We start from the raw sequence: 11,726 nt of genomic DNA on the forward strand, positions 1-11,726 counted from the left end.
ATTGGTGTGTGAACCGAGTGAGATGCCGGTGCGCAGAGAATCCGACACCACCGTGTCCCTCACGGTGTCGGCATGCGAGGCGAGATGGATGGATCCACTCCAGACACCGCCCTGGAAGCCCTGGGTGGCATCTGAGTACTGCCGACCCGAAGGAGAGGCAGGCTGTCGCCGCCCCGCAAACCACCACCACGACGAGGGGCAGGACGAGGAATCCGGGGAGGTGCGGGCCAACCCCTCACAGGGCCTCCTCATGATCGAACACGACGCTTACCTACCCAGAACGACCACCGACGACACCCGCTGACCGCCACCGCGCGGACGCGTCCCCGCTGCTCAGAGACACCGTCCTGCACTCCCCGGACCATCCAGGACTCCCGGCTCGGAACGTCGAGGCCGAAAGCGCCACGCGGATCGCCGCTGTTGTGCGCAGCGAGACTGCCACGAGACCATCCACGCATGACGGTCGCGCTCACTGCCGACCCTGGCTCGTCAGCCCTCGACGGCTGCATCATTGGATTGAAGCTGACAGGCGCCGTGCTGATGTTGGTCGGAGCGCCGACGGCCCCATTCTCCGCTCGTGCCGTCGTTCCCGGCTTGCCCTGCTACGTGCCCTGGGTCGGGTTATGCCTCGCTGTCGCGTGGTCTGCCGACGCAGTCGTCACTGCGCTCGGGGCGGGATCGCAGTGGTGGGATCTCATGGTCACGTTGGTCTACGTCATCGGCACCGTGCCACTCGTGCTCGTCGTCGTACGCGAGATCCGGCGACGGACCCCCGACAGCGGCTCCTGACCGTGTAGCCCGCGGGATCACCCGAAGAAGATCGACCATTGCGTTGATCGTGCGATCGTCAGAACCCATGCCCCATGCACAGCGGGTGTACCTCGACGAGGACCGCCTACCTGGCCGTCGTGACCTGCCATCTGTCCGCAGTGCCCGTCGGCATCACAACGACGAGCGGACCACCTGCGGCGGCGGCCTGGTCGGTGCTCAACGTGCGGCTGGCCGTCACGGTGAACACTCGCGTGCTTCCGTCGGACAAACGCAGCGTCAGTCGAGCGCCGGCCTCCTGGGCGGGGATGGCCTCGAGTGCAAGGCGCACGATCCACCGTCGTGACCCTGCCCATGACCCGGGTTCGGCCGGGAGTCCCGTTGCATCGACCGGGACAGCCGGTGTCGGCAACAGCGAGCCTGCGACGAGCAGCCCCTTCGCCTCGGTTACTGCCCGAGATGCCGGGGGCGCCGGTGATGGCGTGACTGGGGCTGTCGGACTCGGCGATGTCGACGACGGGGGTGACGGGGTCGTCGTCGGCGTCGGAGGCGGCGTCGGTGTAGGTGTGGGTGTGGGGCTGACCGGGGTTGGCCGGGGCGGCGGCGACGTGGGGTCCGGAGCACCCTCGGAGTGCGGTCCGCTGGTCGGAGCTCCCTCTGATCTCGGCTGTGGCATCGCGATGGCCGGGGTGGACGTCGTCGGTCGTGGTGTGACCGGTCCGGCTGAGCGGAGGCTGTCGGCCGCCGTCAGAGATTGCGGTGGCTGCGGCGCCCGCGGATCCGGAACCGCCGGCAGCGGCGGCGCCGGTGGCGCGGGGAACTCTGTGACGTCGGGGATGGTCGGGTCCGGGAGCTCCGGGACGGCAGGATCCGGCACAGCAGGCAGGGCGCCGCTGCCTGTCGCAGCGGGTCGGGTGGCTCCGATGTAGTCGTCGCCGTTGTAGCGGTACCAGGCGGTCTGTACGGGCTTGCCGAAGGTCGGTGCGTTCACCATCCGTCCGGAGCCGATGTACATGCCGACGTGGTGCACCTTCTTGTAGGTGCCGTAGAAGACCAGGTCGCCAGGCTGCAGCGGGGTGTTCTCCGGAACGCGGGGGCCGTGCCGGAACTGGGTGTGGGCGGTGCGCGGCAGATCCACGCCCGCCTTGTCATAGGCGAAGGTCGTCAATCCCGAGCAGTCGAAGCCGCGGTGCCCGTTCTCGGGGCCGTTGCCGCCCCACACATACGGCAGCCCGATCTGCTTCATCGCAACCTCGACCGCGATCCTCGCGCGCTGATCCGGCAGAGCGGTAGTGGCCGCCGCGGGCTCGACGCCGACCGTGACAGCAGCCGGTCCGGACTGCAGCACTGCCGCCGGGGGAGCCGCGACGACCCCGGACGTGGGGAGGGCAGATGAGGAAGCTGGTGCGGATGCTGTCGGCCCGCCTCCGTTCCCGGCACCAGCAGGAAGTGGAGCCAGCCCCGACCCGCTCAGCGAGGTGACGGACCACAGCACCAGCCCGACACAGACGGCCGTCGCGGAGATCCCGATGCCATCTGATCTCTCGGGGCGACGCCGAGGCCCCGGCCCCTGCCCCGTTCGCCCGCCGCCATCGGGGACGGCCACGGGTCCGGCCGCCAGGTGGACAGGTCGCGCCAGCTCGCGTCGCTCACCAGTGGCAGCACGTCGGATCGGTTCTGCTTGCAGAGTCAGTACATCGCAATGCGGGCAGAATTCACCCTGCCCATGGAGCCAGAAGAGCTCACAATCATGTTCCGTGCGTCGTGCCTCAGGCATAGATGTGCCGATCCAGAATGAAGAATTGTCAGGGGTTGCAATTCTGCCCGCATGGGCGCGCGAAGCGCAGCCGGAGCGGCCGCGCCTGCAGAACGATCACATAGACGCCCGAACGGTCCGGGCCCATGACTGTGGCGTGATACACCATGCCTTCTGTGTTATAAACGAGTATCGCGCGGGATTATGTGGTTCCGCACCGCATGAAGACATCCTACGATACCGAGCAGATGCGTCAAGAGGTTCCACGGACTGCAGTCGCACGCATAGTGCGCTCCGAAATTTACTGGATAGGGATCCCTTTTTAACGTGGTGGTCGTGAGATAAACGCCGGGCGACAAGCCCTGCTCGCTGTACTTCCAGCGGCGTTGTCGACGCCGTCGCAGGTGTGTAGCCAGCTCGGTGGTGCTCGGTCTGCCCCATGAGGGCGACCAGCTGATCCGGCCGTCAGGTGACCGCGGGCGGCCAGTCGCTCCCGCCCCGGCGGTCCCGGGCGGCGGTCGCGGCGGCGTAGAGCTGAATGTCACGCAGGCCGACGCCGACGCCGGCCCGGCGGAGGTGGTGCACCAGAGGTGTCACCTCGTCCGCCCACCAGCGCTCGGCGAGTGCCCGGCGGTCCGGCAGGGGCGCCCCGCGCAGGGTCTCGCGGAAGGCCCATGCCTCTGCCGCGTCGGCCAACCGCATCCAGTCGGCGGTGCGGTCGAGCCAGAGCTCGGTCCGGATCGGGTCGGGCAGCGGGATGCGGGTGAGGAACTCACGCTCGGCGGCCTTGCTGGGCAGGTGCATCGCGCGCAGGCAGGCCATCGCATAGGCCACGGTGCAGACCCACCGCACCCGGGCCGGGAGGGCGACGACACCGCGCGCACGGGCGACCGAGACACGGTGGTGCCCGTCGACGACGAAGTACATCTCCCCCAGCCGCATCAGCTCGACCCGCGGGACCATCTGGCCGGGCCGGGCCATCAGCTCGGCGACCGCATCCCATCGCGCACGCAACTGCGGGTTGCGGAGCTGGAACTCGGCGTCGAAGTCGTCGGCCCGCCCGACGGTGCCGACGATCCGTTCGACGCGGACGTCGTCGGGATACTCCATCATGTCGCCGTCGCGACCGAGAGCGCGCACGGCGTCGGCGTACGGAACCAGCCGGGCCTCCGCGGTGCCGGGCCGCGACGGAGGGAGCCGCAGCCGGTCGCGTACGGCGTCGAGGGGGTTCCGTGCCTTCATGTGTGCCGCCCGGGGCGAGGTCGACGGTGGACGTCACAGAAGAGTATTCCGGAGGTCGACATCGGGACGTGTGATCGTTCCGACGGGTGGATCGACCTCTTTCTCGGGGTGCCGCGGCGTCACAGCGCCCGACGCCGCTGACCCGCGCAACCCGGACTCAGGACAGCACGCGCAGCTGGAACGGGTAGTCGTAGGCCCGGTTGTTCGACGCCCGCACCGCGCCCTTGATGTGGCACCACGCGGAGACGACGAACAGCGCGATCATGAGGGGGATCGCCACGAGGATCCCCACCACGGTGAAGATCAGGATCCAGCTGACGATGAACAGCACCCAGAACGACAGGTTGAAGTTGAACGCCCCGGCTGCGGCCCGCCGCGCGAACGGGTCGTCCTTCTTGACCAGCCACACCAGCAGCGGGCCGACCAGGCTCAGCAGCCCGGCGCTCAGGATCGCGGCGATCGGCGCCGAGAGGTGGGCGAGGATCGCGGCGATCCGGCTGGATTCGGCGGGGTACGGCTGCGACATCGAGGTCCTTTCGGGTCCGGCCGGCTCGGTACCGGTGGGCCGACCACCCTGCCAGTCCTGGAGCCGGCCGGCCGGAACCGGGCGACACACCGGTGCCCGACCACCCGGACGGGTGCTCGGGACCCCGATCACGAGCCCGCCGCGCGGGCGGCGCGGACCGGGGCGCGTCGAGACACACACCACTAACAGTCAGCAATGACTGTTAGTGTGCGCCTGTCGACCGAGGAGGGACGTTCCGTGACGATCGCCGAGCAGGGACGGGGCACCGAGACCCAGGTGCCGCGCACGCAGGACCGCATGGCCCACGACGTCTGGCTGCCCGACGAGATCGTCGCGGTCCGCGCGACGGCCCGCGCCGCCGTCGAGAAGCGGCTCGCCCCGCACGCCCGCGACATCGGCACCCGTGAGGAGTCCGCCGACAGCTTCCCGTGGGAGGCGTTCCGCGGCCTCGCCGAGGAGGGCCTGTTCGAGGTGCCGTTCGGCGCCGACTTCGGCGCGGGGCTGGCGCACCCGATGCTCGCCACCTGCACGGTCACCGAGGAGATCGCCTACCACTCGAGCTCGATGGCGGGCGTCTACGACGGCCAGTGCATCCTCGTCCCGCAGACGCTCACCTACGCCTCCGACGAGCTGCGCGCCCGGCTGATCCCCGAGCTGACCAGCGGCCGCGCCGCGTTCTCCTTCGCCACGACCGAGCCGGAGACCAGCTCGGACCTCACCGCGGAGCGGATGCAGACCGTCGCCGAGCCGACCGCCGACGGCGACTACCTGCTCAACGGGCGCAAGCGCTGGATCACCAACAGCGTCGTCGCCGGCTGGGTGTCGGTGCTCGTGCGCGCCGGGGCGGGCAGCGACCGGGCCGCCATGTTCCTCGTCGACCTGTCCACCCCCGGGGTCCGGATCGGTGCCCCCGACCTGAAGATGGGCCACCGGGGCCAGATCACCGCCGACATCGTGTTCGACGACGTCCGGGTCCCCGCCGGGAACCTGCTCGGTCAGTGGGGTGCGGGGCTGGGTGTCGCCCTGTCCGCGCTCGTCCGGGGCCGGATCGGGATCGGCGCGGCGGGCGTCGGCGTCGCCCAGGCCGCACTGGACCTGGCCGTGCAGCGGCTGCGCACGCGGCAGGTCTTCGGCGGACCGCTCGGCGCGATGCAGCACTGGCAGTTCACGATGGCCCAGCGCGCGACCGAGATCGAGTGCGCCCGCACGCTCTACCAGAAGGCCGCGACCCTGCTCGACCGCGGCGACCGGTCGGCCGAGCCCGAGGCCGCCATGGCCAAGGCCTACGGCACCCGGCTGGCCAACGACCTCGTCCGCGAGGCGATCCAGATCCACGGCGCACTCGGCTTCGCCCGCCAGGTGTCGGAGTCCGGCGAGTCGGTCCGCCTGGAGGAGATGTACCGGGACGCGAAGATTCTGGAGATCTTCGAGGGCGCCAACGAGCTCCAGCAGTGGATCGTGGCCCGGCAGCTGATCGGGCGCGACGTCACCGGCTGACCCCGTCGTCGCACGCGGGCCGTGGCGGCCGGTCAGTCCACCGGCCGCCACGGACGCGGCGGCAGCATCGGCAGCCCGCTCGGCGCGCACTGCCCACCGCGCTCGCCGGCCAGCCGGAACACCAGCCAGCCCGACAGCGCCGCCAGCACCGACCCGGTGAGGATCCCGATCTTCGCCTCGGCGATGAGCAGCTCGTCGGTGAGCGCGAGCTCGGTGACGAACAGCGCCACGGTGAACCCGATGCCCGACAGCGCCGAGCCGCCGAGCAGCTGCCCCCAGCGCAGCGTGTCCGGCACCCGTCCCAGCCCGGTGCGCAGCGCGACCCACGTCCCGACGGCGACACCGATCGGCTTGCCCATCACCAGCCCGAGCACGATGCCCCAGGTCAGCAGCGAGGTCGCCGCGGCGGACAGGGTCTCCGACGAGAGCACCACGCCGGCGTTGGCGAGCACGAACAGCGGCACGATGACGTAGCTGCTCCACGGCTGGATCGCCTGCTGCAGCCGCTCGTTCGGCGAGACGGCGGCGACCGCGACCGCACGGGCGGTGCGAGCCCGCTCCGGGGTCGGGTCGAGCAGGAAGTTCTTGCCGATCCGCACCGCCTCGACCATCTCCGTGCGGCGGGGTGCGTAGGCGTTGACCAGCAGCCCGAGCGCGACGCCGACGACGCTCGGGTGCACCCCCGAGCGCAGCACCGCGACCCAGCACAGGATCCCGACGACGGCGTAGAACGGCGTCCGCCAGAACCGCACCCAGCGCAGCGCGAGCAGCCCGGCGAGCAGCACGACGGCGACGAACAGCGCGAGCAGGTCGACCTCGTCGGTGTAGAACAGCGCGATCGCCAGCACCGCGCCGATGTCGTCGACGATGGCCAGCGCCAGCAGGAACACCCGCAGCTGGTCCGGGCAGCGCGGCCCGAGCAGCGCCAATACCCCGAGCATCACCGCGGTGTCGGTGGAGATCGCGATGCCCCAGGCGCCCGCTGCCTCACCACCGGCGTTGAGCGCGAGGAAGAACAACGCGGGGACGACGAGGCCACCCAGCGCGGCCGCGGCCGGTGCGGCCAGGGCGCGGAACCCGCGCAGCTCCCCCAGCGTCGTCTCGCGGGCGATCTCCAGCCCGACCGAGAGGAAGAACAGGACCATCAGGCCGTCGTTGACCCAGTGCCTCAGGTCGAGGTCGAGTGCGGCGTCGCCGAAGGAGACGGCCAGGCCGGTGTGCCAGAACGACTCGTACCCGGCCCCCAGGTTGGCCCACACCAGGGCCACGACGGCCGCCCCGACCAGCAGGACCGCCGATCCGGACTCGGTCCCGAGGAAGCGCCTCGCGGCATCGGAGAGGTCGCCGCGCTCGGCTAGGGTCACCACCGCCATGTGCTGATCCTGCCCTGCGCGGGTCACGACGAGGAGGCCGCCATCAGTCTGGACCCACCCGTCGGACCGTACGACCACGTCCTGGGCCCACCCGAGGCCGAGCTGACGCTGGTGGAGTACGGCGACTTCGAGTGCCCGTACTGCCGGGATGCGGCGCCGGTCCTGGAGCAGGTCCGCGCCCGCTTCGGGGACCGGCTGCGGTTCGTGTTCCGGCACTTCCCGCTGCACGAGGTGCATCCGCACGCCATCGCGGCGGCGCTCGCCGCGGAGATGGCCGGCTTCGAGGGCCGGTTCTGGGAGATGCACGACACGCTGTTCGCCCCCGGCCCGCCCAGGCTGCGCCAGGACGACCTGCGGGAACACGCCGTCGCCGCGGGGGTGCGTCCGGACCGGGTCGTCTGGCCGGCGACGCAGCTGGCGGAGGACCGGGTGGAGGCCGGGTTCAACGCGGCCGTGCGTTCCGGGGTCCGCGGCACGCCGACACTGTTCGTGAACGGGGAGCGCTACCGCGGCCAGGTCGGCGTCGCGGAGCTCTCCGCCGCACTGGACCCCGCGCTCACCTCGTAGCGGACGGAGCGGTCGGCGTCACCGGCCAGCCGGCGCGCCGGGCCGGATCACCTGCGCACGACAGACGCTTGACCTACACGATGTAACCTTGACGAATGGCAGCTGGAGACGATCGGCCGGGCGAGGCTCATCCCCAGGACGTCCAGGGCTTCCGTCACGGCCGGGTCCCTCGGGCGGTACGCGCGCAACAGCTCCTGGACTGCGCGGAGGCGTTGTTCGTCGAGCACGGACTGGACGGTGTGTCGGTCGAGGACATCTGCCGGGCGGCCGAGGTGAGCCGACCGGTCTTCTACGACCACTTCGGCTCGCGGACCGGCGCCTACATCGCCTGCGTACGCCGCATCCGGCAGGAGTTCCAGGAGGGACTGCTCGGACTCATGCGCGCGGCGGAGTCGGCCGACCTGGCGACCGTGTTCCGGGTCGCGGGCGAGGCGTTCTTCACCCTCATCGAGCAGGCCCCGCATCGCTGGGCGATGCTCTACCCGGCCATGGGTCTGTCCCGTGAGTCGGCCGACCAGCTGGAGTCCCTGCGCGAGGAGACCGTGCAGACCCTGGTGGTGCTCATCCGGACACGCCTCCCGGAGTTCAGCACGACCGACGCCATGGTGGCCGCCCAGATGATCTCCGGCGGCGGCGAGCAGCTGGGCCGTTGGTGGCTCCGACACCGTGACGAGGCATCTCGCGACGAGGTCATCGACGCCTACCAGCGCTACGCCACCGCCGCACTGCTCGGGATGTGACGCACCGGCCCCCTTCCGGCCGCACCGACACCGTGTGACCCGCGGGACGCGGACGTGCACGGCGTCCCGCCGCCGGGTGGTGGAACGGTCCCGCTCAGATTCCGAGCGTGTCGTGCAGGTCCGCGGTGACGACCCGGTGCGGGTCGAACGCCGCGAAGGCGTCGCGCGCGGCGGCCCACCCCGGGAAGACCTGCGGCATCGAACCGATCACCTGGGAGTCGGTCCACGGGCCGCTCGCGGTCGTCGCCCACCGCTTGGCCCACTCCGGCCGCACGGTGGCGTACCCGCGGAACGCCGACCGCACGAACGCCTCCATCTCGGCGAAGAACTCGTACTCGTGCGGAGTACCGGGCAGGCCGAGGGCGTCGAGCCAGACGACGGTGTCGCGGTCGGGGTGGCCGGGCACCGGCTGCGATGCCGACAACGCCGGGACCACCGCCCCCGGGACCTCGCAGTCGGCCGGGTCGTCGACACCGGTCACCCGGATCTCCACGCAGGAGTTGAGCGGATAGCGCCCCTGCGCGGCGTACCGGGCCAGGGCCCCGGTGATGAACGAGCTGAACTCGTGCACGACCCGCTGTGCGTCGGCCCGCGCGACGACGACGGCGTGGCTGCCGGCGCTGACCCGCAGCGTCGTCGGCTTCACGAAGTGGATGAAGTCCTTCGCCGGCCCCCACATGTCGCGGGCGCCGACGGCGGTCAGTCCGGCGACGGTGGCGCCGTACACGGTCTTGCCGAACAGCGGCGCCACCTCCGGGTGACCGGACACGATCGCCGACAGCGGCTGCTCGACGACTGCGGGGACGTTGTCGGCGAAGGGGTAGTTGTACGGCCCGAGCGTGGGCCGCGACAGCAGCGGCCGCCGCGGGGTGACCGTCCACTCCTGGATCCACGGGTGGTCGGAGAAGGTGTACCAGATGGCGCCGACCCGCCCGGACCGGTCGAGCATCGACGACATCGACCGGGCGGTGGTGCGCCCCGGGGCCGCGAAGAACTCGGTGGCCGGGATGTCGGTGTGGTTCCGGCAGCGCAGGTCGTAGGCGGGCTGTACCCGCAGCCGGACCTCGGTGAGCACGATGCGCCCCAGCCCGGTGAGCAACGCGGCACACCCGGGGTCCGACCGGTCGAAGGTCCGCTCGGCGAAGCCGCCCCGCGCCGCGTCCCAGACCACGGCGGTCACCGCGGTCACGAGGTTGGACACGGAACCGAAGCTCTGCCCGCGCACCCGTCGCTCACCGGCCGCGGGCACCGAGGACCCGTGTCCCCCGACGGCCAGCACGCCGGCGACCGTCACGTCGCCCGGAGCGGGGGCGTTCGTGATCGACGCACCGTTGCGGTGCAGGAACGAGAGCAACCGGTCCATCCGGGCACCGGCCTGGACCCGCACCTCGCCCGGGGCGGTCATCGTCATACCGGTCAGCCCCTGGGTGAGGTCGGCGACGAGGATCTTCGCCCCCTCGTTCTGCCCCCGTGAGACGGCCAGCGGGGACCAGTTGTGGCGGTAGCCGCGCGGCCGCACCCGGTACCCGGATCGGTGCGCCCAGTCGAGCACCGCGACCACGTCGGCCGGCGTACGCGGAACGCAGGTCCACAACGGATCGGTCGTGATCACCCCGTCCCAGTTCTCGAAGACCTCCCGGTGCACCGGGACGCCGGCGGGGAAGTCGGGCAGGGACGTACCCATCTGGGCGGGCGTCCGGACACCGACGAGGACCGCCGTTCCGGCCAGTGCCGCACCACGCAGGACCGCCCGGCGTGTCAGTTCTCGCATGTTCGCTCTCCTCGATGTCGCGGCCGGCCGACCACCCGGCCCCGCCCGAGGCGGACGGGGCCGAATGACGATCGATCGGGTCAGCTCACTGGCGGGTCGACGCGCACAGCGCGGCCACGTCGCCCACCGTCGCCGGGACGTGGAACAACGTGTCGTTGACGGCGTAGATCGGGTACTGGAGCAGCGAGGTCTCCGCCTGGCCGAGGATCTTCCCGGGGTCGCCGCTCTGCAGGGCGGCGAGGTTCGCCGCGAGCTGGGCCTGGCCGTCGCGACCGTGGTCGGCGAAGTTCTTGTCCAGCCAGTCCAGTGTCGCGAACGGCCCCTGGCACAGGGGCGCACGCTGCAGCGAGGCGTCGTGCGAGGGGCTCCACACGCCGTCGCCCACCGGCTCGTCCGCCATCGCCGTGCCGGTGAACAGCAGACCGGCGACCACCACGCCGCCCATCAGTGCCGCAGTCCTCTTGAACCAGTTCGCATTCATGGCTTTTCCTCTCGTGGACTTCCGTGGAGACTTCACAGTAACCGACGCTACCGATATCTCCTACTGTCACGGACCTCACATGCTCCGGCGACCTCGAACCCCCCGCATCCAGGCCTTTTAGTACGACGGTCGAGCTCGGCGACGCTCAGTAGGCAGCCGGTCACCATTCGACAGGTGATTCCCACCTCGCCGCATCTCCGGTTTCGTATATCAATAGCGCTTGTTACTGTGGGCGTTCCGCTGACACGCGCCCCCGCCCGATCCGAGGAGCCCACGTGAGTTCCCAGCACCCGCTCGTCGTGGCCGCGGCGCCCGACCAGACCGCTCCACCGGTCCCCCGGCCCCGAGAGACCCTTCTCCGTCGGCCCCCCGGTCCCACGCCCCCGGTCACGCCCGTCTCCCGTCCGCACCGCCCGATCCGGCGGGCCTCCAGGGCGTCGCGCACCGCGGCCGCGGACCTGGCGACGATCCTGCTGACGGTGACCGGGGCGGTGGCGTCGGGGATCGGCGGGGCCCAGCCGGCCGACCGGCTCGCCGGCGCCGTCACCACCGCGGTGGCGCTCGTCGGCGCGCTGGCGCTGGTCCGCTCCTGGTCGCCGGAGGTCGTCGGCAGGAGGGCCGAGGAGTTCCGGCGGCTCGGGCAGGCGGTGCTGGTCGCCGGCGGCGTGCTGGCGGCCGGCGGACTCGCCGCGAGCGGGATCGCACCGACCGCGGACCCCGCGCGCACCTGGGCCCTGGTCGTCGTCCCGGTGACGGGGGTCCTGCTGGGGGCCGTCCGGCTGGTGCGCGACCGGTTCCTCCGACGGCGCCGACGCCGGGGAGTCGGCCTCACCCCGGTTCTCGCGGTCGGCCCGGCCGATGCCGTCGCCGACCTCGTCCGACGGGCCCGCACCGACCGCGGTTCCGGATGGGAGGTGACCGGGGTCTGTACGCCCGCCGCCACCCGTACGGGACCTGCCGCGGTCGAGGACGTCCCCGTACTCGGCGACCAGGACGACGCGGCGA

Annotated in this window: 10 protein-coding genes and 1 pseudogene; 5 read left to right on the forward strand and 6 right to left on the reverse strand. The window is 71.4% G+C overall.

Features of this window, described 5'->3' with window-relative positions; genetic code table 11:
• Nucleotides 1-456 precede the first annotated feature (456 nt).
• Nucleotides 457-789 carry a hypothetical protein gene (locus Ae717Ps2_RS20095; protein WP_075333760.1) on the forward strand — a complete coding sequence of 111 codons (333 nt, stop codon included), beginning with the start codon at nucleotides 457-459 and terminating at the stop codon, nucleotides 787-789.
• Nucleotides 790-895: 106 nt separating this feature from the next.
• Here the strand turns inward: Ae717Ps2_RS20095 and Ae717Ps2_RS40470 are convergent, their stop codons facing one another.
• From Ae717Ps2_RS40470 to Ae717Ps2_RS20110, 3 genes are all read right to left on the reverse strand, one after another.
• Nucleotides 896-2,116 carry an NlpC/P60 family protein gene (locus Ae717Ps2_RS40470; protein ID WP_075333761.1) on the reverse strand — a complete coding sequence of 407 codons (1,221 nt, stop codon included), beginning with the start codon at nucleotides 2,114-2,116 and terminating at the stop codon, nucleotides 896-898.
• Nucleotides 2,117-2,989: 873 nt separating this feature from the next.
• Nucleotides 2,990-3,766, reverse strand: a complete 777-nt coding sequence (locus tag Ae717Ps2_RS20105) for a hypothetical protein (protein ID WP_075310816.1) — start codon at nucleotides 3,764-3,766, stop codon at nucleotides 2,990-2,992.
• A 157-nt stretch (nucleotides 3,767-3,923) separates the two neighbouring features.
• Nucleotides 3,924-4,292, reverse strand: a complete 369-nt coding sequence (locus Ae717Ps2_RS20110; RefSeq protein ID WP_020627182.1) for a DUF4870 domain-containing protein — start codon at nucleotides 4,290-4,292, stop codon at nucleotides 3,924-3,926.
• A gap of 237 nt (nucleotides 4,293-4,529) precedes the next feature.
• On the opposite strand from Ae717Ps2_RS20110, the gene Ae717Ps2_RS20115 reads away from it, so the two are divergent.
• Nucleotides 4,530-5,789, forward strand: coding sequence for an acyl-CoA dehydrogenase family protein (locus Ae717Ps2_RS20115; RefSeq protein WP_212567596.1), 1,260 nt, complete (start codon nucleotides 4,530-4,532; stop codon nucleotides 5,787-5,789).
• A gap of 32 nt (nucleotides 5,790-5,821) precedes the next feature.
• Here the strand turns inward: Ae717Ps2_RS20115 and nhaA are convergent, their stop codons facing one another.
• Nucleotides 5,822-7,162, reverse strand: a complete 1,341-nt coding sequence (nhaA, locus tag Ae717Ps2_RS20120) for a Na+/H+ antiporter NhaA (protein WP_075310814.1) — start codon at nucleotides 7,160-7,162, stop codon at nucleotides 5,822-5,824.
• Here nhaA and Ae717Ps2_RS20125 point away from each other — a divergent pair, their 5' ends adjacent.
• Both Ae717Ps2_RS20125 and Ae717Ps2_RS20130 read left to right on the forward strand, forming a co-directional pair.
• Entirely contained in the window at nucleotides 7,163-7,729 is a 567-nt protein-coding gene (locus tag Ae717Ps2_RS20125; protein WP_020627179.1) for a DsbA family protein, read from the forward strand.
• Nucleotides 7,730-7,824: 95 nt separating this feature from the next.
• On the forward strand, nucleotides 7,825-8,469 hold the full coding sequence (locus tag Ae717Ps2_RS20130; RefSeq protein WP_075333762.1) for a TetR/AcrR family transcriptional regulator: 645 nt from the start codon (nucleotides 7,825-7,827) through the stop codon (nucleotides 8,467-8,469).
• A 94-nt stretch (nucleotides 8,470-8,563) separates the two neighbouring features.
• On the opposite strand, the gene Ae717Ps2_RS20135 is transcribed toward Ae717Ps2_RS20130, so the two are convergent.
• Nucleotides 8,564-10,240, reverse strand: coding sequence for a cholesterol oxidase substrate-binding domain-containing protein (locus Ae717Ps2_RS20135; protein ID WP_083702447.1), 1,677 nt, complete (start codon nucleotides 10,238-10,240; stop codon nucleotides 8,564-8,566).
• 85 nt (nucleotides 10,241-10,325) lie between these two features.
• Nucleotides 10,326-10,721, reverse strand: a complete 396-nt coding sequence (locus Ae717Ps2_RS35345) for a hypothetical protein (protein ID WP_139318957.1) — start codon at nucleotides 10,719-10,721, stop codon at nucleotides 10,326-10,328.
• Between the two features lie 665 nt (nucleotides 10,722-11,386).
• Here Ae717Ps2_RS35345 and Ae717Ps2_RS40475 point away from each other — a divergent pair.
• A pseudogene (locus Ae717Ps2_RS40475) lies at nucleotides 11,387-11,674 on the forward strand (sugar transferase); the annotation flags it as partial.
• Between the last annotated feature and the right edge of the window lie 52 nt (nucleotides 11,675-11,726).

The sequence above is a fragment of the Pseudonocardia sp. Ae717_Ps2 genome (assembly GCF_001932475.1).
Lineage (GTDB): Bacteria > Actinomycetota > Actinomycetes > Mycobacteriales > Pseudonocardiaceae > Pseudonocardia.